At 70.8% G+C, this 26425-nt stretch carries 21 protein-coding genes; 8 read left to right on the plus strand and 13 right to left on the minus strand.

All coding sequences use genetic code 11. The features are described 5' to 3' along the window. The first annotated feature begins 61 nt into the window (after positions 1 to 61). The 4 genes from KOI35_RS11345 to KOI35_RS11360 are packed head-to-tail and all read left to right on the plus strand — an operon-like array spanning position 62 to position 2943. A complete protein-coding gene (locus KOI35_RS11345) occupies positions 62 to 757 on the plus strand; it encodes a hypothetical protein (RefSeq protein WP_215786321.1) in 696 nt (231 codons plus the stop codon). Positions 758 to 794: 37 nt separating this feature from the next. Next, positions 795 to 1145, plus strand: coding sequence for a PadR family transcriptional regulator (locus KOI35_RS11350; RefSeq protein ID WP_246612887.1), 351 nt, complete (start codon positions 795 to 797; stop codon positions 1143 to 1145). Continuing rightward, complete coding sequence (locus tag KOI35_RS11355; RefSeq protein ID WP_215786323.1) at positions 1142 to 2185, plus strand: hypothetical protein; 1044 nt, start codon at positions 1142 to 1144, stop codon at positions 2183 to 2185. The genes KOI35_RS11350 and KOI35_RS11355 overlap by 4 nt, the downstream gene beginning before the upstream one ends. After that, the gene (locus KOI35_RS11360) at positions 2182 to 2943 is read left to right on the plus strand and encodes a hypothetical protein (protein WP_215786325.1); all 762 of its coding nucleotides are present in this window, start codon (positions 2182 to 2184) and stop codon (positions 2941 to 2943) included. The genes KOI35_RS11355 and KOI35_RS11360 overlap by 4 nt, the downstream gene beginning before the upstream one ends. A gap of 11 nt (positions 2944 to 2954) precedes the next feature. Here KOI35_RS11360 and KOI35_RS11365 read toward each other — a convergent pair whose 3' ends face one another. Then, entirely contained in the window at positions 2955 to 3575 is a 621-nt protein-coding gene (locus KOI35_RS11365) for a hypothetical protein (RefSeq protein ID WP_215786327.1), read from the minus strand. 173 nt (positions 3576 to 3748) lie between these two features. Next, positions 3749 to 5521 carry a serine/threonine protein kinase gene (locus KOI35_RS11370; protein ID WP_215786329.1) on the minus strand — a complete coding sequence of 591 codons (1773 nt, stop codon included), beginning with the start codon at positions 5519 to 5521 and terminating at the stop codon, positions 3749 to 3751. 256 nt (positions 5522 to 5777) lie between these two features. Here KOI35_RS11370 and KOI35_RS11375 point away from each other — a divergent pair, with 256 nt between their 5' ends. The 3 genes from KOI35_RS11375 to KOI35_RS11385 all read left to right on the plus strand — a co-directional run bounded on the left by KOI35_RS11375 (position 5778) and on the right by KOI35_RS11385 (position 11214). After that, on the plus strand, positions 5778 to 9848 hold the full coding sequence (locus KOI35_RS11375) for a SpoIIE family protein phosphatase (protein ID WP_215786330.1): 4071 nt from the start codon (positions 5778 to 5780) through the stop codon (positions 9846 to 9848). Continuing rightward, positions 9845 to 10159 carry an STAS domain-containing protein gene (locus tag KOI35_RS11380; RefSeq protein ID WP_215786332.1) on the plus strand — a complete coding sequence of 105 codons (315 nt, stop codon included), beginning with the start codon at positions 9845 to 9847 and terminating at the stop codon, positions 10157 to 10159. The genes KOI35_RS11375 and KOI35_RS11380 overlap by 4 nt, the downstream gene beginning before the upstream one ends. A gap of 68 nt (positions 10160 to 10227) precedes the next feature. Next, positions 10228 to 11214, plus strand: coding sequence for a DUF4240 domain-containing protein (locus KOI35_RS11385; RefSeq protein WP_246613011.1), 987 nt, complete (start codon positions 10228 to 10230; stop codon positions 11212 to 11214). Between the two features lie 3 nt (positions 11215 to 11217). On the opposite strand, the gene KOI35_RS11390 is transcribed toward KOI35_RS11385, so the two are convergent. From KOI35_RS11390 to KOI35_RS11440, 11 genes are all read right to left on the minus strand, one after another. Then, positions 11218 to 11697, minus strand: coding sequence for a gamma carbonic anhydrase family protein (locus KOI35_RS11390; protein ID WP_215786337.1), 480 nt, complete (start codon positions 11695 to 11697; stop codon positions 11218 to 11220). After that, on the minus strand, positions 11694 to 14444 hold the full coding sequence (locus KOI35_RS11395; RefSeq protein WP_308120905.1) for an FAD-binding and (Fe-S)-binding domain-containing protein: 2751 nt from the start codon (positions 14442 to 14444) through the stop codon (positions 11694 to 11696). The genes KOI35_RS11390 and KOI35_RS11395 overlap by 4 nt, the downstream gene beginning before the upstream one ends. Beyond that, a complete protein-coding gene (locus KOI35_RS11400) occupies positions 14441 to 15385 on the minus strand; it encodes a PCC domain-containing protein (protein WP_215786338.1) in 945 nt (314 codons plus the stop codon). The genes KOI35_RS11395 and KOI35_RS11400 overlap by 4 nt, the downstream gene beginning before the upstream one ends. Then, positions 15382 to 16914 (minus strand): AMP-binding protein, encoded by a 1533-nt coding sequence (locus tag KOI35_RS11405; protein ID WP_215786340.1) that lies wholly within the window; start codon positions 16912 to 16914, stop codon positions 15382 to 15384. The genes KOI35_RS11400 and KOI35_RS11405 overlap by 4 nt, the downstream gene beginning before the upstream one ends. Continuing rightward, the gene (locus KOI35_RS11410) at positions 16911 to 18083 is read right to left on the minus strand and encodes a thiolase domain-containing protein (RefSeq protein ID WP_215786342.1); all 1173 of its coding nucleotides are present in this window, start codon (positions 18081 to 18083) and stop codon (positions 16911 to 16913) included. Before KOI35_RS11410 ends, KOI35_RS11405 begins: the two co-directional genes overlap by 4 nt. A gap of 26 nt (positions 18084 to 18109) precedes the next feature. Next, positions 18110 to 18907 carry an SDR family NAD(P)-dependent oxidoreductase gene (locus tag KOI35_RS11415; protein WP_215786344.1) on the minus strand — a complete coding sequence of 266 codons (798 nt, stop codon included), beginning with the start codon at positions 18905 to 18907 and terminating at the stop codon, positions 18110 to 18112. Beyond that, a complete protein-coding gene (locus tag KOI35_RS11420) occupies positions 18904 to 19797 on the minus strand; it encodes an alpha/beta hydrolase (protein WP_215786346.1) in 894 nt (297 codons plus the stop codon). The genes KOI35_RS11415 and KOI35_RS11420 overlap by 4 nt, the downstream gene beginning before the upstream one ends. Continuing rightward, entirely contained in the window at positions 19794 to 20903 is a 1110-nt protein-coding gene (locus tag KOI35_RS11425; RefSeq protein WP_215786348.1) for an ATP-binding cassette domain-containing protein, read from the minus strand. Before KOI35_RS11425 ends, KOI35_RS11420 begins: the two co-directional genes overlap by 4 nt. Next, positions 20884 to 22812: a dipeptide/oligopeptide/nickel ABC transporter permease/ATP-binding protein gene (locus tag KOI35_RS11430; protein ID WP_215786349.1), complete on the minus strand. Its 1929-nt coding sequence runs from the start codon at positions 22810 to 22812 to the stop codon at positions 20884 to 20886. Before KOI35_RS11430 ends, KOI35_RS11425 begins: the two co-directional genes overlap by 20 nt. Continuing rightward, positions 22809 to 23750 (minus strand): ABC transporter permease, encoded by a 942-nt coding sequence (locus tag KOI35_RS11435; RefSeq protein ID WP_215786351.1) that lies wholly within the window; start codon positions 23748 to 23750, stop codon positions 22809 to 22811. The genes KOI35_RS11430 and KOI35_RS11435 overlap by 4 nt, the downstream gene beginning before the upstream one ends. 64 nt (positions 23751 to 23814) lie before the next feature. Next, positions 23815 to 25359 carry an ABC transporter substrate-binding protein gene (locus tag KOI35_RS11440; RefSeq protein ID WP_215786353.1) on the minus strand — a complete coding sequence of 515 codons (1545 nt, stop codon included), beginning with the start codon at positions 25357 to 25359 and terminating at the stop codon, positions 23815 to 23817. A gap of 290 nt (positions 25360 to 25649) precedes the next feature. Here KOI35_RS11440 and KOI35_RS11445 point away from each other — a divergent pair, with 290 nt between their 5' ends. Next, the gene (locus KOI35_RS11445; protein ID WP_215786355.1) at positions 25650 to 26357 is read left to right on the plus strand and encodes a FadR/GntR family transcriptional regulator; all 708 of its coding nucleotides are present in this window, start codon (positions 25650 to 25652) and stop codon (positions 26355 to 26357) included. Positions 26358 to 26425 lie beyond the last annotated feature (68 nt).

The following is a 26425-nucleotide window of genomic DNA, read 5'->3' on the forward strand; positions in this document are numbered from 1 at the left end:
GCATCGAGCGGCGACCACGGCCCATCCCGAATTCCGGTCGCCGGCGCCTCGCCATTCCTACGTGATTCCGGTCCGGGCCGAACCTCCGTCCACCGTGCGCGGCGACGGCATTCAGGCGCTGACCCATGACGTGCTGGTCCGCCGGTCCCTGGAGATCTCGCCGGGCGGTTTCATCACCATCGTCAGCATCATTCAGGGGGTCGCGCTCGCGCTGCTGGCCGAGAACACGTTCGAAAAGCCCGGCCTTCTCGTCGTCGTGCAGAGCATTGCCACGCTGCTGATCTTCGTGACGGTTTTCTATTGGTACCTGACGATGAGCGTGCTGCTGCGCTGGGCGCCCTCATTCCTGGATTCGTTCCTGCCGTTCGCGATCGCCGGGCTGGAGATCCCACCGGCGTTCTTCCTGGGCGACGCGCGGGCCTGGAATCTGTGGCTCGCGCTGTTCTGGTTCGGCACCATGACCGGGCTGATGATCACCAAGAAATGGTCGCCGCAGTCCCATTTCGGCGACCATGTGGAGGCGCATCGGACCCTGCACAACCTGCTGCGCGAACTGCAGACGATGGCGGGCATCACCGCCCTCGCGGTCGGGCTGTGCGGCGTGTTCGCCTTCCTCGACTGGACCAACCAGCTCTTCTGGGGCCTGTTCGGCGCGATCATCGTGCTGTTCACGGTCGGCATCGTGGTGGCCCGGACCGAGGTGTGCTCGTCGCAGATCCACGAGCACTTCGGGGTCAGTCGCCCGCCCTTCAACTAGGTTGACGCATACTCAGATCATCTTTATATTGCCTCGCATGGCTTCAGTGAAGGCGATGCGCGAGCCCACCTTCTGGATTCTCACCGCGCTGGTCAAACAGGCCCGGCACGGCTACGGGATCATCCAGGAGGTCGGCACCCTGTCCGAGGGCCAGGTCACGCTGCAGGCGGGCACGCTCTATGCGGCGCTCGACCGGCTGCACGCCGAGGGCCTGGTCGCCGTCGACCGTGACGAGAAGGTGGACGGCCGCGACCGCCGCTACTACCGGCTCACCGAGGGCGGCACCGCGGCCCTGGCGGCCGAGACCGAAAGGCTGGCCCGCATTTCCCGTACGGCGGCCACGCAGCTCGCCGCCGTACGCCCGGATCTCGGCCCGGCGACCGCATGAGCCGGCCGTACCGCCTGCTTGTCCGGGCCTACCCGCCCGGCCGTCGCCGGGGCGAGCTGCTCGACACGTTCGCCGAGGCCGGCCGGGCCCGGCCGTCGGTGCGCGAGACGCTCAACCTGATCCGCCACGGCCTGCGCGCCCGCCTCGGCCGGCCCGCCAGCCGCGGCGTGGTCGTGCTGGCCACCCTGATCGCCCTGGTCACCGGTTTCGTCGGCGCCTCCTTCTTCGCCCGGGTGGGCTGGGAGTTCGTGCCCGGCTTCCCCGACACCGGTGCCGTCTCCGAGACTCTGTTCCCGGGCCTGAACGCGAGCACCTCACGGGACGGCGACGGCCTGTTCTTCGACGTCACCTACCCGTCGTACGCGGAGGTGCTCCTCTCCGGCCACGACGAGGACTTCTCGTTCTCCACGCTGACCATCGCTCCCGACGGCGGCTTCATCCCGGGCGACTATCCGGCCTGGACCGCCGCCGCCCAGCAACGCCTGGTGGCCGACGGCTGGCAGGTCAGCGACGCCGAGGTCACCGGGGCCACGTGGATCGCCACCGGCGAGATCGACGACAGCGGCCGCCGCTTCACCGCCACCCGCGACGGCCTGGCCCTCACGATCCAGACCGAGACCGACGTCGTCGACACCCCCGCCGGCTCGTTCTATGTCACCGCTGTCATGGACCGCCTGACCCCGCCGTGGCTGACCGTCGTCTCCGTGCTCGGCCTGCTCGCCGGTGCCCTGGCCGGCTGGCTGGGCACCGGCTGGGTGTCCCGCCGCACCGAGTTCGCCCGCGGCGCCGTCCGCTCGCTGACCCGCGAACCGGCCGTACTGGCCCTGATCCTGCTGCTTCCGCAGGCGTTGCTGGGCTTCACCGGCCTGGTCTTCACCGCCGTGTCGTCGGGGCCGCCGGGCAAGCCGTTCTGGGCGCTCTCCCTCACTTACGGCTTCGGCTGCGGCCTGCTCGGCTTCGTGTTGTTCGCCGTCTCCCTCATCACCGCCGTCGTGGCCGGCCGTCCCGCGCCCGACCGCGCTCTGGAGGTGTCGTCGTGACCTCGACTGTCGCTGCGCCGCCCGCCCGCCGTGGCGTCGTCGTGAAGGTGCTGCTCGCCCTGCTGGGCGCGGCCGTGCTGGCTCTTCCCGCCGCCCTCGTCGCCCAGTCCGTGGCGTCGGCCGTGCAGCCCGACCTTGACCCGATCACCACGGCAGCCGCCGTCTACCCCGGCGCCGCGCTGCAGGCCGACGCCGACCCGTTCGCCAACGACCGCCCCGCCTGGCTGAACTTCATGACGGCCCGGGAGCCCGGTCAGCCCTATGTGGCGCCGAGCGACAAAACGACTCCGGACGCCGAGGCGGCCCGCGCCCAGGGCTGGCAGATCGGCCCCGGCCTGACCGATTCCTACCGCTTCTCGGCCACCAAGGGCGACGCCCGCCTGGACGTCTACGACGACTTCACCATCGTGCTCAAGCAGGACGCGTGGTGGGTGACCGCGCTGGCCCTGCTGGCCGGCCTCCTGGGCGCGGCCCTGGGCGGGTGGCTGGCCTTGTCGGCCGGGCGTCTGGTCAGAGCCAAGACCCCACGCTCCCGTACGGTCATTCGCGAGACCGCCGTGGTCGGCCTGGCGCTCCTGGTGCCGGTCCTGGCGCAGACGATCCTCAAGCTGTTCCACGCCGACACACCCAACCTGCCCTACTCGGCCCAGCTCCTCCTCGAGCTGGCCCGCTGGCCGGCCGTGCTGGGCGTGCTCGTGCTGGCCGCCGCCGTGGCCGCCGTGCGCTGGGCCCCCACCTCACGGCCAGCCATTTCCTGACCGCTGCGTCGTCAGCTGCGGCCTCGCATGTAGTCCTCCGACAGGCCACCGCCACCACCGCCGCTGCCCATCCGGATGAGCAGGTAGAGAACCACAAAGCCGCCGAAGGCTCCACACAGGCCCATCAGCACCTTCTTGCCCCAGCCGCCGGCCTCGCTCCACCAATGCGTCCAGCCGCGCCCGCACGGATCCCCTTCGGCCGAGTACGGCGGGCTCGCGTGCGCCGACCGATAACAGTCCTCGCCGCGGGCCTGGTAGAACCGCACGTTCTCGACCCAGGTGGCCACGCAGCCGGCCTCGGTCAGTTCCTGCGCGCTGCCCGGGGCCGCGAAGACATAGTTCGTGGTGTCGCCGAGGGCCGAGCACGGCGCGTCCGGCCGGTCGGTGAAGCGGTCGCCGTCGAGATCGCGCAACTCGACCGAGCCGGCCACGGTGGAGCCGTCGTGGCACTGGTTCTGCGCGATCTGCAGCACTACCTGACTGACGACCAGGTAGTCGGGCGGCTCGGTCATCAGGAAGTCGTAGCGATCGCACGCCTCCGAGGCGGCCGCCTGCGCCGGCGGTGCAGCGAGGCCGACCAGCAGAACGATCAGAATGCCGACGGCCGAGGCCCACCGGGACGCCTTGGACATGAGCCCCTCACCACCACTGATCAACACAGACGAGCCGAGGCTAAGCCGGCCCGCGCGCACTCGGCGCTGGGCTCCTCCGGCCGAAGATTCGGCACGTTCAGCCTGTGGCCCGGAACGCTGCCCGACAAATCTCCGGGCTCACCCCCGCGGACCCCTGCGGAGCGCTGGGAGGGTCAGAAGCCGACGCCGGTCTCGACGTCGAACTTCTTGGCGGTGACGGTGGTGCCGGAGACCACGGTCGTGTTGCTGGTGGTGTTCAGGAAAGTCGCCTGTCCGGTCGTCTCGCCGACGGTGAGCACGCCGACCTGCTCGCCGTTGGGCAGGACGATCCATGCGCCGTCCACCTTGGCGTTGCGCACCTTGGACGAGGCGCGATAGAGCGCCGACGGCTTGGTCACGGTCGGGATGTCGTACGCGTAGGTCTTGCCCTTGACCGTGACCTGGCCGGTCATGCCGGCTGACGTGTAGACGCCCGTGAGCTGGCCGTTCTTGCCCTTCGCGGAGACCGATCCGTTCGCGGCCGTGCCGTGGAACCACGCTTCGATCCGCTTGCCGTCACACATGTACGACACCACGACCCCGTCCCGCACGCCGACATAGAGTGTGCCCGCCTTGTCCGGCAGGTGCGCCGCATAGGTGCCGCGCTTCGGGGCGGCCGGCTGGGCCAGCGTCTCTTTGACGACCGGTGGCGGGGTCACGACCGTGGTCGAGACGGCCGCGGAGGGAGAGGCGGACACCGTCGGACCCGCGATGGGCTGGTCGTTCGCGCCGGCGTCCAGGTTGACGGCCAGCACGGTCGCCGCGACCAGAGTCGCGGCGGAGGAGGCGATTACCGTACGGGTGCGACTCCACCCGAGACGACGGCGCGGCGCGGGCGGCGGGTTCGTGATCGCGTGCACCCGGCCGGGACGGCCGAGGGGTGTGCCGGGGCCGGGCGTCGCCGGACCGGGGACGCTCGACGTGACGAATACCGATTCCGACTCCACCCACGAGTCGTCCGACTCGACCCACGGCCCGACCACGGGAGAGCCGGAGAACCCGACCACCTGCCCGTCCAGAATCTCGGAGCCGGCCGCGGGAGCGTCGACGGAAAGAGCCGCGGGAGCGCCGACGGATCGAGCCGCGGGAGCGTCGACGGATCGAGCCGCGGGAGCGTCGACGGAAAGAGCTGCGGGCGACGCGACCGGCAGGGCCGGAGCGAGCTGCCCGGCCAACGACCGGAACTGCGCGGCGACACCGGCCGCCGACGGCCGCGACCACGGTTCATCGGCCAGCATCTTGCGCACGACGGACACGACCGACGGCGGCAACCCCGACAGATCGCTGCGAGCGGACTCCGGTCGTACACCGGAAATGATCTCTGCCGTCAGAACACCCAGCGAGTAGACGTCGGCCGCCGGGGTGGCCAGACCGCCCGACCGGATCTCCGGCGCGGCGTAGGCCGGGGCCGGCGCCACCACCCCCAGCTCGATCAGCAGGGCCGACACGCCGAAGTCGCTCACCTTGACCACCGGCGGCTGCGTTCCGCGGAGGATCTGGACCGTGGCCGGCGTCAGGTTGAGATGCAGGATCGTGCGCTCATGCGCCGCGGCCAGCGCGGCCGCGATCTGCCCGGCGATGTGAACGGCTTCCGCGGCCGGCCGGGTACCACCGTTGAGGGTCAGCCAGCGACGCAGCGAGACGCCGTCGACCAGCTCGGTGACCAGCGCCAACGGCTCGGCCACGAGCCCGCGGACCTCGACCACGGCCGGGTGCAGCACCCAGGTGAAGGAGCGGGCGAAGGCCTCGCGCACCTGCTCGTCGCCGGCCAGTTCGGGCCGGAACAGCGTCGCGGCGAGCTCCGGCCCTCCATTGCGGGCGGTCGCGCGCCGGACGACGGCCAGCGCGCCCTGACTGATCACCTCGTGCAGCCGGTAGTCGGCGCCGAGCCATTCTTCGTCGGCCATCGATGGATCCTTCCGGGGAGCGGCGGATCGCCTCTGACCAGCCAATGAAGAGTGACCTCAACGATTAACCGGAGTGCCGCACCCACCTATCGGTCGGACGTATGAATTCCGGAACCCGTCCGTATCGCCGCCGCGCATGGAAGGTCGATATGCGGGGTAATCCGCCCCCCGATCGAGGGACGGTCACGCGGGGCGGATTGCGTACGATACGAAGGCGCGCCGCGGGATGCCGGACGGAACGGGGAGAGTTCGCGCCATGAATGGGGAGGAAACCGGCGACGTGTTCGCCGGTGGGGGTGACGTCGGCCAAGACCTCCTCGGCGTGGCCTGGGAACAGACCCCGCTCGGCCGGCCGTCGCAGTGGCCGCAGAGCCTGCGCACCGCGGTCAGCATCCTGTTGTCGTCCCGGTTCCCGATGTGGATGGCGTGGGGTCCCGAGCTCACCTTCTTCTGCAACGCGGCCTACCGCAACGACACGCTGCGCAGCAAATATCCGTGGGCGCTGGGCCGCCCGGCGAGCGAGGTCTGGGCCGAGATCTGGGACGCCATCGGCCCGCGCATCCTGAGCGTCCTCGACACCGGCCGGGCGACCTGGGACGAGGGGTTGCTGCTCTTCCTGGAACGCTCCGGCTACTCCGAGGAGACGTACCACACCTTCTCCTACAGCCCGCTCCGTGACGACGACGGCGCCCTGGTCGGCATGCTCTGCGTGGTCAGCGAAGACACCGTCCGGGTGATCGGCGAGCGCCGGATGGCGACGCTGCGTGACCTCGGCTCCGACCCGAGTGTGGTGCGCACCGAGGCGCAGGCGCTCGCGTTCGCCGGGTCCCAGCTCGCCCGCAACCTGCACGACCTGCCGTTCACCCTGACCTATCTGTTCGACTCCGACGGTGTACGGCTGGCCGGGTCCACCGGCATTCACCAGGATCATCCGCTCACTGATCCGCGGCGCTGGCCCGCCGAGACGCCCGCTCAGGGCGAGTCCGTGCTGGTGCCGCTCGAGGGTGACCGCCCGTCCGGCGACTGGCACGAGCCTCCGACCGAGGCGCTGCTGGTGCCGCTTCTGCGTCAGGGCGACATCCCGTACGGGTTCATGGTGGCCGGACTCAACCGTTACCGCGCCCTCGACGACGGCTATCGCGGTTTCGTCGAGCTCGTCGCCGGGCACGTCGCCGCGGGTCTCGGCAGTGCCCGCAGTTACGCGGCGCAACAGCACCGGGCGGAGGAACTGGCCGAGCTCGATCGGGCCAAGACCGCGTTCTTCTCGAACATCAGCCACGAGTTCCGCACCCCGCTGACCCTGATCATGGGTCCGGTCGAGGAGCTTCTTTCCCGTACGGACGTAGGCGGCGACGGTGTCCGCGCCGAGCTGGACGTCATCCACCGCAACGGCCTTCGCCTGGGCAAGCTGGTCAACACGCTGCTCGATTTCTCGCGGATCGAGGCCGGCCGCATGCAGGCCCGGTTCGCGCCGGTCGACCTGGCCGCCGCCACGGCCGAGCTGGCCAGCGTGTTCCGGTCGGCGATCGAGCGGGCCGGCCTGACGTTCGAGGTGGACTGCCCGCCGCTGCCCGAGCCGGTGCTGCTCGACCGCGGCATGTGGGAAAAGATCATCCTGAATCTGCTGAGCAACGCGCTGAAGTTCACCTTCACCGGGGGAGTGCGGATTTCCGTACGGGCGGAGTCCGGCACCGCCGGGGTGACCGTCGCCGACACCGGGGTCGGCGTCCCCGAGGCCGAGATGCCGCAGCTGTTCGAACGGTTCCACCGCATCGAGAACGCCCGCTCCCGCTCCAACGAGGGCAGCGGCATCGGCCTGGCCCTGGTCAAGGAACTCGTCGAGCTGCACGGTGGCACCATCGAGGCGGCCAGCGTGCTCGGCTCGGGCACCGCGTTCACGATCCGGCTGCGGTTCGGGTCAGCGCATCTGCCGGCCGAGGCGGTGACGTCGGAGGCCGGCGCCGCGATGGTGTCCGGGACAGCCGACCCCTATGTGCAGGAGGCGCTGCGCTGGCTTCCGGGCGGTCCGGAGGTGCCGTCGACGCCCGACCACAACGATCGTCCGGCCGCGGTGCTGGTGGCCGACGACAACGCCGACATGCGCGACTACCTGACCCGGCTGCTGCGCTCGGCCGGCCACCGGGTCGAGGCGGTTCCGGACGGGCAGGCCGCGCTCGAGGCGGCCCGGGTGCGTAGTCCCGACCTGATCGTCAGCGACGTCATGATGCCCCGGCTGGACGGGCTCCAACTCGTCGCGGCGTTGCGGGCGGAATCCCGTACGGCCAGCACGCCTGTCCTTCTCCTCTCGGCGCGCGCCGGGCAGGAAGCCTCGATCGAGGGCTTGGAGGCCGGGGCCGACGACTATCTCGTCAAGCCGTTCTCGTCGGCCGAGCTGCTGGCCCGCGTACGGGCGAATGTGGAACTGTCCCGGCTGCGCAACCATCACGCGCGGTGGCGGACGGCGCTGGTCGACTCGTTGCAGGAAGCGTTCTTCGTGTGCGACGCCGACGGCGCGATCATCGAGATGAACTCCACCTTCCAGACGATCCTCGGCTACGGGCCCGAGGGGCTGCCGTACGCCCCGACCCACCCGTGGTGGCCCGACCGCGAGCGCGAACCCGAGGCGTACCAGCAGGTCGCCGACGCGTTCGCGATGCTGATCGACCGGACCCACGGCACCTACACGATCCCGGTCCGGCACCGCGACGGGCACACGCTGTGGGCGGCCGCCGCGTTCAACCAGGTCGAGGATCCGGACACCGGCCGGCACGTCATCGTCGGCACGTTCCGTGACGTCACCGCCGAGCACTACGCCGTGCAGCGCGACAGCGCCCTGGCCAACGTGAGCGTACGGCTCTCGGAGGCCGACAGCGTGGCCGGCGCGTTGCAGGGCGTGCTGCCGGTGCTGACCGAACTGTGGTCGGCGACCCGGGTGTACGCGGTCGTGTTCGACAGTTCCGGCAGCCCGTCGCTGGTCACCACGGGTCCCCAGACCCGCTGGGAGACCCTCTCCGACGAGCGCCGGGAGACGCTCTCCGCACTGCGCGGCCGGGCCCTGCTCACGCCGTTCGCCGAGCAGTCCGGCGGGGCCGGCATCGCCCTCGAGCACCCCGACGGCGCCATGGTGCTGTGGATCGAACTGGCCGAGAACCGCCCGTTCACCGAGCAGGACCAGACGCTGCTGGCCCTGCTGGCCGGGCATCTGGGTCAGGGCCTGCACCGGATCCACCAGATCGACCTGCAGCGGGAGACCGCGCTCGCGCTGCAACGCGCCATCCTCGGCCCGGCCCAGCTGCCCAACGGCTTCGCCGTCCGCTATTCGCCCGCGACCCGGCCGCTGAAGGTCGGCGGCGACTGGTACGACACGGTCACCCTGACCGACGGGCGGATCGGCATCGTCGTCGGTGACTGCGTCGGGCACGGCCTGGAGGCGGCCACCGTCATGGGCCAGCTGCGCAGCGCGTGCCGGGCCCTGCTGCTGCAGAACACGGATCCGGCGCAGACGCTGACCGCCCTCGACCGGTTCGCCGCGCAGCTGCCCGGGGCGATGTGCGCGACCGTCTTCTGCGGTGTGCTCGACCCGGCGACCGGCGAGCTGACCTACTCCAGCGCGGGGCATCCGCCGGCCGTGGTCACCCACGCCGACGGCTCGACCGTCCTGCTCGACCAGGGGCGGTCCCGGCCTCTGGGCGTACGCGCTCCCCACGCCGAACGACCCGAGGCGCACTACACCGTGCCGGTCCGGGCCACCCTGCTGCTCTACACCGACGGGCTGGTCGAACGACGCCGTCAGCCGCTGACCGCCGGGATCGGCCGGGTCGCCACCACGGTGCAGCAGGCCCGCTCGGCCGCACTGGAAGACCTGGCCTCGGTCGTGATGGACAGCATGGCCCCGGAGAGCGGCTACGACGACGACGTGGCCCTGCTGCTCTACCGGCATCCCGGCCCTCTCGACGTCGAGTTCCCGGCCGAGGCGACCCGGCTCGCCCCGGTCCGCACGATGCTGCGGGGCTGGCTCGCCCGCTGCGGCGTCGACCCCGCCACCAGCCAGAACGTGCTGGTCGCGGCGGGCGAGGCGTGCGCCAACGCGATCGAGCACGGCCACCGCCAGCTGCCCGGCGGCCTGATCCGCCTGCGGGCCGCCGCCACCGCCCACGACCTGCACCTGACCATCACCGACAGCGGCCTGTGGAAGACCCCGCAACCGGCTCTGAACCCCCACCGGGGGCGAGGTCTGACCCTGATGCGCGCGCTGATGTCCGAAGTCACCGTCACCACCGGCACCGCCGGGACCATCGTCGGCCTGCAAACGAGGATTCCCCGATGAGCACACCGCTGACCCTCACCCCCGGCCGCAACCCCGACGGCGCCGTCGTGCTCACCGCCGTCGGCGAGATCGACATGAGCAACGCGGCCACGTTCGCGAACGCCCTGATCGACACCGACTCGGACGCCGACGGCGCCATGTTCACCGTCGACCTGACCGGAGTCGAATACATCGACAGCGCCGGCCTGGCCGCCCTCTTCCCCCACGTCGAACGCCTGCGCCTGGTCTCGAACCCGCTGCTGGCCCCGGTTCTGTCCATCGCCGGCCTGGACGACATCACCACCCTCGGAACGGAGCCGGGCCGCGCCTGAACCCCTTGGGGTGAAAGCCGCGGACCGGGGGAGCCGGCCCTGTTTCCTGCACTAGTCTTCGGCCGGTGATGGACGAGGACGTGTTCTGGCCGCTGGCCGGTGGGCTGGGCCGACATCCCGATGACGACGCGTTCGAGCGCCTGACCGATCTGCTGGCCGGGCGCTCGGAGGCCGACATCACCGGCTTCGCCGACCGGCTGGCCGACGTGTTGTGGGCACTGGACACTCCCGCCCACTTCCAGGCCTGCGAGACCGTGAGCGACGACGTGTTCCTCTACGTGCGCTGTGCCGTGGTCGGGGCCGGGCGGAAGGCGTACGAGCGGGTGCTGAGCCGGCCGGGCGGGATCGGCGAGTTCGCCGACGAAGAGGCGGAACTGCTGCTCACCGTGGCCGAGCAGGCGTACGAGCGGAAGACCGGGCGGCTCTGGGAACACGAGACGCCGGTCAGCTACGAGGCGGGCAGCAACACCGGGGCGTGGGGTGACGCCGCACCCGATTCGGACGACTGGTCTCCTCCCTGGCTCGACCTGATGCTCGGCTCGACGGGCCCGGCCCCGGTCCACGGGTACGAGTACTGCCTGGGCGAGGCCGCCGGCGCGGTCATCGCCGATCCCGCCTGGCAGAAATGGTGGGCCACGTCCGGAGTCGACCGGTGCGAGCTGTTGCTGCTGCTCGACAGCTCAGGCGAGCAACTGCCGTCGACCGCCGTCAAGCGCGGCCGCAAACGGCTGCGGATCGACGTCGTCCGCGTGCCCGGCCCGCTCCCCGACGACCCGGACGCGTTGATGGCCCTGGCCGTCGACGAGATCCGTGAGCTGATGAGTCTGGCCGATCTGGGCCCGGTGCCGCCGCTGACGACCCCGGCCGTCGACACCGAGCGACTGGCGATCGCCGCGGCCGGCCCGGTCGTCGTCCCCGAGCTGCCCGCCGAGCTGATGGAACAGGCGATGCGCACCGGCGGCCTGGGCCCGTTCGACGTCTTCGACTATTTCCGCGCCCACCCCGACGCGCCCGGCGCCGATGTGTGGCTCAACCTCGATCCGCGCGACCCCTGACCGTCAGCCGCCCGGAGTCGTATCCCGGTGGTGGCGGGCCAGGTCGACGTATTCGAGGGCGTTGGTGCGGATGTGGGCGCGCTCGGCGTCGGTGACCGGGCGGCGGACCTTGGCCGGCATGCCGAGCGCCAGCGAACCCGGCGGCACGACGAAACCCTCGGGGATCAGGGCGCCCGCGCCGACAATCGAGCCGGCGCCGATCCGGGCGCCGTTCAGGACGATCGCTCCCATGCCGATCAGCACGTCGTCCTCGATCGTGCAGCCGTGCAGCACCGCGCGGTGACCGACGCTGACCCGGGCTCCGATGAGTGCCGGGAATCCGGGGTCGGCGTGCACGACGACGCCGTCCTGCAGGTTGGTGCTGTCGCCGACGACGATCGCGTCCCGGTCGGCGCGCAGCACGGCCGTGTACCAGACGCTCGAGTCGGCGCCGAGGGTCACTTTGCCGAAGACCACCGCGCCCGGTGCCACCCATGCGGTCATCGGGTCACCCTTTCCAGGACATCGAGGACATGGACGTACGGGTGTCCGGTGGCCCGGGTCATGCCGACCTCGCAGGTGCGGTTGCACGAGGCGTACGCGTCGAAGTGCCGCCCGGCCAGCTCGGCCACCTGGGGTGCGGTGGCGGCCGCGGTGAGCTCGGGATGCAGCAGTCCCCGATCCCCGGCGAAGCCGCAGCAGCCCCAGGAGCTGGGCACGGTGACCCGCTCGGCGACCGCCCCGGCCACCTTCAGAAGGGCCGGCGTCAGTCCCATCCGCTGGGCCGAGCAGGTCGGATGCAGGGCCAGGTCGCCGAGGCGTTCCGTCACGGTCAGCCGGTCGAGCAGCACGTCCGCCGTGTACTGCACCGCGTCGATGATCGTGGCGTCCGCGCCGACGAGTTGCCGCAGCCCCTCGGTGCAGGAGGCGGCGTCGACCACAACCGGGACGTCGCCCGCCAGCGCCGGTCGTACTCGCTCGGCCATGGCGTCGTGCCCGCGCGTCATGCCTTTCGACTTCCACGGCGTCCCGCAGCACAGTCCCGGCAGGCCGGGCGGCGTGGCCAGCACGATCCCGGCCCGCGCACAGAGCAGCGCAAACGCCGATCGCATGTCACCGGTGTCCCGGTGCGGCGACCTCGGCGGCGTGTCACCGGTGTCTTTGCTGGTCGGGCCAAACATTGTGTTGGTGCACGAGGCGAACAGGATCGCGTCCGGCCGCCCGGCGGGGGTCAGGCGCGGGCGTGGGGATCCGCCGCCGGGCAGATCGCGGGTCCAGAGCGGAGCGCCGACCGCGCGGTGGGCGGCGCGCGACACCGGTGACGCGATCAGGGGCAGCCGGCGGGCCGTGCTGAGGGCCGCGCCCATCGTGCGGGTGGTCGCCGACCAGTGCCGGGCCGCGAACGACCACGCGGCCTGGGCATCGGTGGAGCGCAGACGCCGTACGAGGTCACCGGTGTTGATCTGCACCGGACACGCGGTCTGGCACATCCCGTCGACCGCGCAGGTGTCAACGCCGTCGTACTCGTAGTCCTTCTCGAGAGAGGCGACCAGCGCCGGATCACCGTCGCGGCGGGCCTGCTCGATGGCCCGGCGCAGCACGATCCGCTGCCGGGGCGTGGTGGTGAGGTCGCGGCTCGGGCAGACCGGCTCGCAGAAGCCGCACTCCACGCAGCGGTCCACCTCCTCCTCGACCGGCGGGGACGTCTTGAGCCCGGCCAGATGCGCGCCCGGGTCGTCGCTGAGCAGTACCCCCGGGTTGAGGATGCCGCCGGGGTCGCACAGCCGCTTGATCTCGCGCATCACGTCGTACAGCTCGTCGCCGTACTGCCGCCGCACGAACGGTGTCATCATCCGCCCGGTGCCGTGCTCGGCCTTGAGCGTGCCCCCGCGGCTCAGCACGAGCCCGACCATGTCCTCGGTGAACCGGCCGAACCGGTCCCGCCCCGACGGGTCGCCGAGCCGCTCGGTCAGCATGAAGTGGATGTTGCCGTCCTTGGCGTGCCCGAAGATGACGGCGTGGTCGTAGGCGTGCCGCTCGAACAGCCCGATCAGCTCCCGGCAGGTCGGCAGCAGCTCCGGCACCGGGACGGCGATGTCCTCCAGCAGCGCGGCCGTGCCCGCCGGACGGGCCCCCGCCACCTTGGCGTAGAGGCCTTTTCGCAGGTGCCAGAGCCGATTGCGGGCCGCGGCGTCGGCCATCAGCGCAGGCGGTGTCTCGAGATCGAGCCGGCCCAGGACACCGGTGGCCCGGCCGGCCTGGTCGTCGGCCTCGGCCGCGCTGCCCGCCCGGTATTCGACGAGTAGGGCGGCCTGGTCCCGGATGTTGAGGGTGTGCAGCGCGTCCAGGTCGGGTTGGCCGACCCGAAGCGACGTGGCGTCGAGCAGCTCGATCGCGGCCGGCCCGGTGGCCACCAGTTCGGGCAAGGCGGCGGTGGCGGCAGCCAGATCTTCGAAGACCAGGAATCCCGTACGGGCGTGGGCGTGCACCGGCACCGTCCGCATCACGATCGAGGCCAGGAATCCGAGCGTGCCCTCGCTGCCGACCAGCAGATGTGTCAGGATGTCGGCCGGCCGGTCGTGGTCGAGCAGGGCGTTCAGGCCGTACCCCATGGTGTTCTTGAGCGCGAACTGCCGCTCGACCGACGTCCGCGACGCCGGGTCGTCGCGCACCCGGTCCCGCAGCCGCGCCAGCCCCTCCCACAGCGCCGGTTCGAGCGCCCGCAGCCGGTCGTCGGCGTCCGTGTCACCGGTGTCGAGAATCGTCCCCGACGGCAGCACGACCACCACCGAGTCGATCAGCGCATAGCTGTTGGCCGCCGTGCCGCAGGCCATGCCGCTGGAGTTGTTGGCCACCACCCCGCCCAGCGTGCAGGCGACCTCGCTGGCCGGGTCGGGTCCGAGCATCCGCCCGTAACGGGCCAGCCGCGCGTTGACCTGCCGCACGGTCGCGCCCGGCCCGACCCGGACGCGCAGCCCGTGATCGAGCACCGCGATGTCCCGGAAGTGGCGGCGGCTGTCCACCAGGATGCCATCGGTGACACCCTGCCCCGACAGGCTCGTCCCACCCGACCGGAACGTCAATGGCAGCCCCACCGCGAACAGCCGTGCGACCTCCTCGGCCGACGCCACCGTCACCACGGCCCGCGGCGTCAGGTCGAAATGCGACGCGTCCCGGGCCATCCGCAGCCGATCGAGCGGCCGGGTGCTGACCGCGCCCGGCAACTCCGCCACCAGCCGCTCGACAGTCACGCCAGATCCCGTGCAGCCGCCACGGCGGCCGGTCCGATCGAATCGCGGGCCGTCGCCGGATCGCCGGCGGGGGACTGCTCGATGATCAGGAGCTCGACCGTAATGGCGACCGGGCTGGCGGCCACGTCGATCACGCCGCCGTACAGCGTGCCGGTGCGGTCGACGGCCATCGCGTGCAGCGGCGCCGACGGGTCGGCGTCGGGGCCGACCGCGCCGTAGAGCGACATGACCTCGGCGCACGGACCGGCCGGCCCCCGGCCGTCGGCCTCGGCGTACACCGGGCCGACCAGGCTGCCCAGGCTGGCCCGGATGGAAGCCCGTGCGAACCCGGCCTCGGCACAGATGCGATCGGCGGCCACCCGCAGATTCTCTCCCGGCAGCACCCGCGAGAACACCACACGCGCGCCATCTGCGGGCGGAGAGCCGGTCGCATAGGGCGTGAAGACCGGCATATGCGTCTCGGAGTCGGTGGCACTGACGCTGCGGACCCCCGGCAGCGGATGGATGACCGCGTGCACCGGCACCGGCCCGACGGTCGTCTCCGGCCACAGGTGCCCGGCCTGCAGCACCCCGGCGGCGTCCATCCAGGCCGCGTGGGTGTGCATGAATACCGCTCCGTCGCGTTGCCCCACCGTGGCCGAGCCGCCGATGACACTGACCGGCCCGCGCGCGTGCCGGGTCTCGCTGTACCAGGCCGTGGTGCTCCCGTCGACGCACTCGGCCGGGATGCAGTAGGCGACCTCGCCGAGCGTGCCGCCGAGCAGTTCCACCTGCGCCGACTCGACCCCGAGCCGGGCCACCGCCGCCGACACCGCCTCGACCAGCGAAACGCCGGGCGTGAGCAGGACTGTCACCGGTGTCGACCGCGTCGGTACCGACACCGCCCGGGTCGGCAGCGCCGGTCCGGGATGCACCAGGAGGGCCGGAACGGTGCTGGTCACGGCGTCCACCCCTCGGCGAGCAGGCGCTCCCGGATCGTCCGCTTGACGATCTTGCCGTAGCCGGATTTGGGCAGCTCCGGCCACTGCACGAAGTGCCGCGGCACCTTGTAGCGGGCCATCCTGGGCTCCAGCCAGGCCCGCAGCGTGTCCTCGTCAGCGCGGCCGACCCAGACGGCCACGCCGACCTCGCCCCACACCGGGTGCGGCATACCCAGCACCGCGACCTCGGTGACATCGGGGTGGGCGACCAGCTTCTCCTCGATGTCGCGGGGGTGGATGTTCGAGCCGCCCGAGATGTACATGTCGGAGGCTCGCCCGGTGATGTAGAGATAGCCGTTCTCGTCGGTCATCCCAAGGTCACCGGTGTGGAACCAACCGTCCCGGAAGGCGGCCGCGTCGGCCTCGTCGTTGTCGAGATATCCGGCGCACACGGCCGGCCCGGCCACGCAGATCTCGCCGGTCTCGCCCGGACCGAGCTCGTGTCCCTCGGTGTCACGGATGGCCAGCTGCATGCCGGTCCGCACCCGCCCGCAGGTCCCGAACTCCATCCCCTCGGGCCGCGCGCGCCCGTGTTCGCGCGGCGGAAGCACGGTGATGTTGCCGGTGACTTCGCCGAGGCCGTAGTACTGCACGAGCACCTCGCCGAGCACCGACCGGGCATGTTCCTGGTCCGCGTGGAACATCGGCGCGCCCGCGTAGATGACGTGGCGCAGGCTCGAGTGATCGCGGGTCGCCGCGTCCGGGTGCTCGGCGATCTTCTTGAGGATTGTCGGCACGGTGAACATGTTGGTGACCCGTTCCCGCTCCACCAGGTCCCAGACCTCGGCCCCGTCCAGCCCGGGCCCGGTGGTCAGCACCGAACGTGCGCCCGCCACGACCTGCGTCAGCAGATGCACTCCGGCGCCGTGCGAGAGCGGCGCCAGCACGAGCGACGCGTCCTCGGCGGTCGTGCCCGGCATGAGATCGCACAGATGGTTCGTGACGACGAACCCCATCTGGTCGTGCGTCAGGATCGCGCACTTGGGCCGCCCGCTGGTCCCCGACGTGAAGAAGTACCAGGCCGGAGCCCCGTTCATGACCGGACAGTCGGGGACGGCGCCGGCCGGCAACGAGGAAACAGCGTCCGGTCCCGTGCCGTCGATCCACAGCACCTGGTCGCACGCGACGGCCGTCGCGTGATCGGGCTGGGAGGCGTGGCACACCATGAGCACCGGACGGCAGGCCCGGGCGATCACGACGACCTCGTCCGGCGTCAGGCGGCTGTTGGTCGGAGCCAGCACGGCCCCGATCCGCCACACCGCGAACATGGTCTGCACCAGCTCGACACTGTTCGCGCTGTGCAGCAGCACGCAGTCGCCGGCCCGCACCCCGCGCCGGGTCAGCTCCGCGGCGAGCGCACCGACCCGGGAGTCGAGTTCCCGCCACGTCCACCGCACGTCACCGTGCACGAGAGCGTCTGCCGACGGCAGCCGCTGCGCGGTCTGGGTCAGGAAGGCGGCCAGGTTGACGGCCCTCCGGACGGGGGTCATCGCGTCACCGCCAGCATCGACGCGTAGTTGGCGACCGCCACGCCGCCCATGTTGAACACGGCGGCCCGCTCGACGCGGGGCAACTGCATCTCGCCGGCCTCCCCGACGAGTTGCATCGCGGCCATGATGTGCTGCGAGACACCGGTGGCACCGATCGGATGCCCCTTGGCCTTGAGCCCACCGCTCACGTTGACCGGCAGCTTGCCATCGCGTTCGGTGTCGCCCGCCTCCAGCACCGAACCCGCCTGCCCCGGTGCGGCCAGCCCGAACGCCTCGTACTGCAGCAGCTCGGCCTGGGTGAAGCAGTCGTGCGTCTCCAGCAGGTCCAGATCGGACAGAGTCAGGCCGGCCGCGGACAACGCGCCGAGGAAGGCCCGCCGCGCGCCGTCGAAGGCAAGCGCATCGGCCCGCGCGTCGATCGCCATGTGGTCGTTGGCCTGCACCCGCGACAGCCACGACACCGACCGCCGGGCGGTGCGGGCCACGTCCGGAGAAGCGATCACCAGGGCCGCGGCCCCGTCCGAGATGAGCGAACAGTCGGTGCGCAACAGCGGGGGAGCGACCATCGGGTTCTGCGGCGACTCGGTGGCGCAGAACTCGACGCTGAAGTCCTTGTGCAGGTGGGCGTACGGGTTGCGCAGGCCGTTGCGGTGGTTCTTGGCGGCGATCCGGGCCAGGGCCAGCCGCTGGTCGCCGTACCGCTCGGCGTAGCGCCGGGCCAGTTCGCCGAACACCGCGGCGAAGCTGCCGTACTTGAGCTCGGTCGGGCGGTGGCAGGCGGACAGCAGCGCGCCGGCCGCGACGTCGCCGGGCACGGCCGTCATCTTCTCGGCGCCGATCACGAGCGCGGCCCGCGCGCGCCCGGCGGCCACGGCGTCCAAAGCCGTGAAAAGGGCCGCGCTGCCGGTGGCGCAGGCGTTCTCGACGCGTACGGCGGGAACCTGGGCCAGATCGGGCGAGCCGGCCCCGACCAGAGCGGCGTGGAAGCTCTGGTCCGAGAAGCCGTGGCCGTAGACACCGGCCGAGATGAACTCGATGTCACTCGGGTCGAGTCCGGCGTCGGCCACGGCCGCGGTGGCGACCTCGGCCATCAGGGTTTCGACGTCGGGTGCGCCGAGCTTGCCGAACGTGGTGTGGGCCCAGCCGATCATCTGTGCGGATGACGTCATGGAAGACCTCCGGGGGGTGAGGAAGATCAGGCGGCGCGGACGTGCAGGCCACCGTCGACGGGCAGCAGGACACCGTTGACATAGGCCGAGGCGTCGGACGCCAGGAACAGGGCGGCCCCGGCGACGTCGCGCGCGGTGCCCATGATCCCGGTCGGGCTCTTGGCGTTGCGGGCCGCCTGGATGGCGCTGGTGTCGGCATCACCGGAGAGTTCCCGGTACGCCAGCGGGGTGTCGATCAGCCCGGCCAGGATCGCGTTCACCCGGACGCCGGTGTCCGCGTACAGGATGGCCAGGCTCTGGGTGAGCTGGTTGACCGCGGCCTTCGCGGCCGAGTAGGCGGGATACGGATACCCGGTCCACCGGATCGATGCCACCGATGACACGTTGATCATCGTTCCGCGGGTGGCGACCAGATGCGGCAGCGCGTACTTGGCGCCCAGGAACACGGTGTCGAGGTTGATGGCGACTGCCCGCCGCCACTGCTCGAGGCTCAGCTCCTCGGGCCCGCCCAGCTGGGTCGTGCCGACGTTGTTCTGCACGATGTCGATCCGCCCGTACGCGGTGACGGTCTCGTCGACCGCGGCGGCCATCGCTCCCTCGTCGAGGGCGTCGGCCACGATCGGCCGGCACTCGCCGCCGTCCTCGGCGATGAGTTTCGCCGAGCGCAGGGCCGCCTCCCGATCGCGGTCCACGACGACCACGTTCGCGCCGTGCCGGGCGAAGGTGAGCGCGCATTCGAAACCGATGCCGTTGACGCCGCCCGGTCCGGTGCCGGAGTGGCCGCCGCCGAAAACTATTGCGGTACGGCCGTCGAGCGTGGTCATACGACGTCCGACCAGAGCCAGCGCATGGTGTCGGGGAAGAGCGCCCCGCCATGGATCAGCGTGTGCCCGCCCTCGCCGAACTCGAGGTGGACGTCGTAACCGCGGTAGCGCAGCGCCGCCTCCATCTCGCGGTTCGCGAGGGGGATGTGGCCCAGCTTGATGTCCAGGTCCTTCTCTCCGGTCTGCAGATAGACCTTGAGCGGCCGCTTGTACTGCCGCCGGATCCAGGACGGGTACTGGTGGGCGCCGATGATGTCGAGGAAGCTGCCGCAGTGGCTGACGATCTTGCGGAACTGGTCGGGCCGGAACCAGCCGGCCGTGAACGAGCAGGCGCCGCCGGAGGAGATGCCGCAGATCGCGCGGTGCTCGGGGTCGCTGGAGATGGTGTACTCCGCGGCGACGACCGGGATGAGCTCCTCGGCCAGGAACGTGGCGTAGTCGGCGTTGCAGTTGTCGTACTCGACGTTCCGGTTGCCGCGGCCGCCGTAGACGGGTGCTCCCGGGCCGGGGTTGCCGGGGTTGACGAACAACGCGATCGTCACCGGCATCTCGCCCGACGCGATCAGGTTGTCGAACACGGTCGGCACGTTCACGACCGGTCCCGCATAGTCGTCGCCGTCCTGGAACACCATCAGGCAGGCGGGCGTGACCGGGTCGTACTGGGCCGGCACGTACACGGAGTAGGTGCGGCTGGTCTCCGGGTAGACGAACGTGCTCCCGAATTCCCGGTGCGGCGTCACGGTCCCCTTGGGCGCGCCGTCCTTCGGGAGCGAGTCCGGGCCGAGCTCGTACGGTTCCTTGCCGTCCATGCTGTAGGCGTAGAAATCCCGGTCCCGGGAGGGCAGCCCACCCCACTCGACCGGCGCTTCGGCCGCGTTGTCGTCACTCATCGAGAGGCTCCTTCGGTCCAGAGGAAGTCGTGGGCGGCCCGGGCGGCGGCCGGATCGCCGGCCTTCAGCGCGGCGGCCAGGGTCTGTACGGCGGCTGTGTCACCGGTGACAATCAGCTCGATGTCACCGGTGGCTTCCGGGGCGGCCGCGTCGAACAGCAGCCGGTGCGCCTCGGCCGGGGGAGCGCTCGCCAGCCGGTCGGCCAACACCGCGTTTCCCGTACGCACGGCAAGCCGCTCGATGTCCTGCTGCCATCCCGCCCGATCACCGTCGGCACCGGCCGTCAACGCCCGCCACGCCCGGTTCGCCGCGCGCCGCAGCCGTTGCACCTCGACGTCGGGCACGGGCGCGGCGGCCAGCAGCTTGCGGGTGTAGGCCGTGGACGGGTTCCCGATGACCTGTTCGGTGCGGTCGAACTCCATCAGCTGCCCGTGTCTGAGCACCGCGACCCGGCTGCTGACGTGCCGCACCACCGACAGATCGTGGGTGATGAACAGATAGCTGACCCCGAGATCGCGCTGCAGTTCGACGAACAGGTTGAGCACCTGGGCCTGCACCGACAGGTCGAGTGCGGACACCGATTCGTCGCAGACCACCAGCTTCGGCGACGGCATCAGCGCCCGCGCGATGGCGATGCGCTGCCGCTGCCCGCCGGAGAACTGCGACGGATAGCGTTCGGCGGCCGACCGGTCGAGCCCGACCCGGGTGAGCATCTCGCCCAGGCGCAGGTCCCGCTCGACGGCGGGCATCGTCGTGGCGGTCAGCGTCTCCAGCACCGACTGGCCCACCGTCCGATAAGGATTGAGCGAGCTGTACGGGTCCTGGAACACCGCCTGGATCTCGGTCGCCAGCGGACGGCGGGCGCCGCCGCGCAGGTGCGTGATGTCCCGCCCGGCGAAGACGATCCGGCCCGAGGCGGCCGGCACCAGACCCAGCACGGCGTTGCCGAGGCTGCTCTTGCCGCTGCCCGACTCGCCGACCAGCCCGACGGTCTCGCCGACCCCGATGTCGAGCGACACCCGGTCGACCGCGGTCGCCGCGGCCCGCCGCCGGCGGCCCCGGTAGCTGATGCTCAGGTCGCTGACCTCAAGCAGTGGTGACCGCATCGGCCGCCTCCTTCTCCTCGAGCCGGTCGACGTGGACGCACCGGCTGACACCGGTGACAGTGGGCGTCAGCGGGATCGGCGCGTGCGTGCAGTCGTCGGTGGCGAACCGGCAGCGCCCGGCGAACCGGCACGACGACGGCCAGTCGGCCGGGGCGGGCACGGTTCCGCCGATCATCGGGAGCAGGACGCCCGGGGCGACCTTGGCCGGGATCGATTCCAGAAGCGCGGCCGAATACGGGTGCCGGGGCGCGGCGATCAGGTCGGCGGTGGGGGCGTCCTCGACGATCTGGCCCGCGTACATGACGATCGCCCGGTCGCACACGTCGGCCAGCACTCCCCAGTCGTGGGTGACCAGGATCAGCGACATGCCCCGCTGATCGCGCAGGTCGACCAGCAGATCGAGCACCCCGGCCTGCACCGACACGTCGAGCGCGGTGGTCGGCTCGTCGGCGATCAGCAGCTCGGGCTCGCCGGCCAGGGCGCGGGCGATGGCGACGCGCTGGGCCATGCCGCCCGACATCTCGTGCGGGTACTTCGTGTAGACCGCTTCCGGGTCGGGCAGCCGGACCGAGGCGAGGAGCTCGAGCGCGATCCGGCGAGCCTCGGACCGGGAGACACCCCGATGAGCCCGTACGGCCTCGGCGACCTGGCGCCCCGCGACGTGCAACGGGTCGAGGCTCGAGATCGGCTCCTGCGAGATGTAGGCGATCCGCTTGCCGCGCACCTTGTGCATCTGCTGCTCGCTGAGCCCGAGCAGGTCCTCCCCGCCCAGCGTCAGCCTGGCGGCCGAGATCGTCGCGCCCGGTGGCGGCACGCGCAGCAACCCGGACACGGTCATCGACTTGCCGCAGCCACTCTCGCCGACGATGCCGATCGTCTCGCCGCGGCCGACGTCGAAGCTGACCCCGTCGACCAGCGTGAGATCGCCGACCGCGACCGACAGGTCCTGCACCTCGAGCAGGATCTCGCGCCCCGCGGTTTGTGAGTACTCACTCACTAAAGCGGGGGCGGCCGCAGCGGGTGTGGCGGGCACGCGGCGCATCGTCGCGGCGAACGAGCGCCAACTGCTCAGCGACTTCCCGCCGGCGGTCGACTTGCTCGAATAGGTGTCGCGCAGCGCGATCCCCAGCAGCGTGAGACAGAGGCACATCAGCGCCACGATCCCGCCCGTCGGCACCAGCAGCCACTGCTGCCGGTTGATCGCCAGTTGCGCGTCCGACACCAGGTTGCCCCAGCTCGCCGCGGGCGGCAGCACACCCAGGTTGAGGAAGCCGAGCGACGCCTCGACCAGCATCGCGATGCCGGCGAACAGCGACACCTGGGTCAGCACCGGCCCGATCACGGCGGGCCGGATGTGCCGCCACAGGATCTGGAACGGCCCGAGCCCGGCCACCGTACCCGCGGCCACGTACGGTTCGGTGCGAGCGATCATGCTCACCCCGCGGACCACCCGCATCAGGCCGGCCGAGGCGAAGATGCCGAAGCTGACCATGGCGGCGGTCTCGCTGCGCCCGAACACGGCCAGCACCACCAGCAGCGTGATCAGCGCGGGAATCGACTGGATGACGTCGGCCACCCGCATCAGGATCGAGTCGACGATGCCGCCGATGGTGCCCGCGATCAGGCCGATCGAGACCCCGATGACCACGTACGTCACCACGGCCTGGAGCGTCCCGAAGAGGGTGACGCGTCCGCCGTACAGGATGCGGCTCAGCACGTCGCGGCCGAGAGCGTCGGTGCCCAGCCAATGTGTGCCGCTGGGCCCGGACAGGATGTTGGCCAGGTCTTGCGCGTACGGGTCGTAGGGCGCGACGAGGCTCGCGAAGACGCACGCCAGCACGACCAGGGTGATGACGGCCAGGCAGGCGATCGCCAGCGGTTGCCGCAGCAGCCGGCGGAGGAGGATCACGACGCCCTCACCTTCGGGTTGACGTAGGAGACGAGCACGTCCAGCACCAGGAAGACGACGATCACGGCGAGCGTGTAGAAGACGACGATGCCCTGGATGACCGGCAGGTCGTGCTGGGTGGTGGCGGTGACCGCGAGCGCGCCCAGCCCGCCCATGCCGAAGATCTGTTCCATCAGCACGGTGCCGCCGAGCAGGCCGACGAAGAGCAGGCCGACGACCGGCAGCAGCGGGGCGGCCGCGTTGCGCAGCGTGTGCACGAAGAGGATCCGGCCGACCGGGATGCCGTTGGCCCGCAGGCTCTTGACGAAGTCGGCCTTGAGCACGGTCAGCATCTCGCTGCGGGTGTTCAGCGCGAGCGACGCCATCGAGCCGACCATCAGCGCGATCACCGGCAGGAACAGCGACGCCACCCAGTCGCGGGGCGAGACCCCGAACGGCACGTAGCCGGAGACCGAGAACAGGCCGAGCTGCACGGCCAGGATCGCCAGCAGGATGGTGGCGAACCAGAAGTTGGGCACGCTCATCAGCAGGACCGAGAGGCCGTCGGTGATCCGGGCCGCGATGCCGCCCCGGATGGCGCTGAACGCGCCCAGGGCGATGCCCAGCACGACCGCGAACAGCAGGGCCGCGATGGCCAGCGACAACGTGATCGACATGCGACTGGCCAGCAGGGCGGTCACCGACTCGCCGTTGAACAGCGACGAGCCGAGGTCGCCCCGGACGGCGTGGGCCAGCCAGTCCCCGTACTGGGAAAGAACTGGTCGGTTGGTTCCCAGCTGCTGCTCGACGCGCGCGATCTGGTCGGGGGTGGCGCCGGTGCCCAGGATCGAGGCGGCGATGCTGCCCGGCGCGAAGGACGCCAGCACGAAGCTCAGGATCGAGACGATGAACAGGAGCGGGAGCGCGAGCAGGGCGCGGCCGCCGACGAGTCGTAACACTGTTACTCCCTGTCTCTGCACCTTTCCGGCTGCGGCCGGGGGCGAACCCCCGGCCGCAGGGGGATCAGGCCGTGGCTTTCCAGGAGATGTAGTCGAACTGGCCGAGCAGGGCCGACTTGCCGACCTCGATGTTCTTCGAGTAGAGCGTCGCGGGAGCCTCGGCCACCGGGACGAACCAAGCCTTGCCGGTGATCAGCTTGTTGAACTCGACGGACAGTGCCGGGAGTTCGCTCTCGGAGGCCCGGGCGAGTTTCCCGTACGCCGTGTCGACCTCGTCGTCCTTCGGGTGGAACGGGTTCCACACGTCGGCGTACGGGTCCTTGGTCAGCCGGACGGCGTCGAAGTAGACGTCGCCGAGCAGCGCGTAGCTGACCGCGCCGACCGAGTACTTCTTCTGCCCGACCTCGGTGAAGTAGCTGCCCGCGGTGATCGGCGTGATGGTCGTGTCGATCCCGACCGCCTTCCACTGCTGGGCCACGGCCTGGGCCATGTTGGCCGCGCCGGCGTCGGCCGCGTCGGTCGCCACGGTCAGCTTGAAGCCGCTCGGGAAGCCGCCCTCGGCCAGCAGCGCCTTGGCCTTGGCCGGGTCGTACGGATAGCCGCCGGCTAGCGACTCGTCGTAGCCGGTGGTGTTGTCCGGCACGAACTGGTCGAACGCCTTGTAGCGGGGCCCGAGCACCTTGGCCAGGTTGGGCCGGTCGATGGCGTACTGCATCGCCTGGCGCACCTTCTCGTTCTTGAGCGCCGGAGTGAGCGTGCCGTCGCGGTCCCAGATCATCAGGCCGGCGCCGAGACGCTGGCCGTCGGCGACGTCGACCCCGGCCGCCTCGGCCGTCGGCACCAGCGTGCCGTCGTTGACCGTGGACACCTGGATCTGGCCCGCCTTGACCGCGTCGAGGGCCGTGGTCGCGCTCGAGAACACCCGCAGCACGATCTTCTTCCAGTGCTGGTTCGAGGTGTCGTAGTAGTTCGGGTTGGGCGTGAGCGTGTAGTGGTCGCCCGACACCGTGTTGGCCGCGTCCAGCGTGTACGGGCCGGCGCCGAAGGTCGCGGTGCCCATCTTGGCCGGGTCGGTCAGCCCCGCCTTCGAGATGATCATGCCGTTGTTGCACTCGCCGTCGTTCGCGAGCAGCGTCTCCATGCCGATGAAGGGCTCGGCGTACTTGATCACGACGGTGGAGGCGTCGGACGCGGTGATCGACGTGAACGGCTTGAGGTAGCCCTGGTTGAGGCCGGGGGTGGTCTGGAAGTACTTCAGCGTGTCGACCACGCTCTGCGCGTTCAGCTCGGTGCCGTCGGCGAACTTCAGGCCGGACCGCATCTTGAGGGTGAACTCGGTGTTGTTGTTCGCGTAGGACCACGACTCGGCCAGGCCCGGCCCGTACTTCCCGTCCGCCGTCACGTTGATCAGCGACGCGTAGGTCAGGGAGAACAGCGGCGAGGAGCAGTTCGTCGGCAGCGCCAGGCTGTTGATGCCGGGAGGGATCGCGACGGTCAGCGTGTCCGACGCCGTGCCGGTGGTCTGGTTCTGAGCCGAGGTGGTGCATGCGGAGAGCATCACTATCGCGAGGCCGGCGACGAGCCCCCGGCGAAGTTTGGTTATCGCCATACCCACTCCTAATTCTTCGAGGACGTTCCGGCGGTCTCGGCGCTGTGACCTGTACCACCAGGTGGCGTAACGGTATGACCACTTGCTCGCAATGGCAATACCGCCGACGGCCCGAATTCGAAGCCGCGCAAAACCGTCTTAATCGTGATGGAAACCTCGGTAAGCCGTGTCGCGCCCGTAAAATCCGTCGACACTCTGTAACCAGATGGGCGGGAGTGGTGTACGCGTAGCGGTCGATTGGTATGGTGCGTCATCACATTGGTAGTGCCACTTGCAGCACAGGGGGACCGATGATCGTTCCGGCCGCGAGCTACGGCGACTCCGTCACCGACGCGCTCGTCGAGCGCCTGCGGTCGGTCGGGGTCGGCAAGCGCATCCCGGGCGAGCGTCTTCTCAGCGATGAGCTGGGCGTTTCCCGCACCCTGCTGCGCGATCGGCTGGGCACTCTCGAGGCGCTCGGTGTGCTGCGCCGCCAGACCGGTGCCGGCACCTACGTGCAGGAGCTCGACCCGTCCCGGCTGGGCAACGCGCTGACCATCGGGCTCGCGCTGTCACACCAGAGCACCGGTTCGCTGCAGTCCGTCCGGGTGGCGCTGGAACGCCAGGCCGCCCGCGAGGCGGCCGCGCAGCGTAACCATCTCGACATCGCCCACATGCACATCGCGCTCGACGTGATCGAGTCGAATCCCGACAGTGCCACCTCGGAACAGGCCGACTTCGACTTCCATGACGCCCTGCTGCGTGCCTCGGGCAACCCGTCGATCCGCTTCTTCGCCGACGCCCTGGGCGTGGCCCTGCGCCGCACGTTCTCCCAGCGCCGCGTCATCCTGGAACGGATCGACGGCTACCAGGAGATGGTGTGCCGGGTGCACCGCCCGATCCTCGAAGCCATCCTGGCCGGCGACGGTGCCACCGCCATGACCGCCGTCGACGCCCACTTCGACGCCTTCGACAACGCGGTGGCCGAGCTCGGCCTGCCCGCCCCCGGCGACGCCTAGAGTTCGCCGTCCTCAGGTAAGGTCCATGCGCAGAACGGCCAGGTGGGCCTGCCTTGGGTCTTGACAAG

This window comes from Paractinoplanes bogorensis (assembly GCF_018829635.1).
In the GTDB taxonomy this organism is placed as follows: domain Bacteria; phylum Actinomycetota; class Actinomycetes; order Mycobacteriales; family Micromonosporaceae; genus Actinoplanes; species Actinoplanes bogorensis.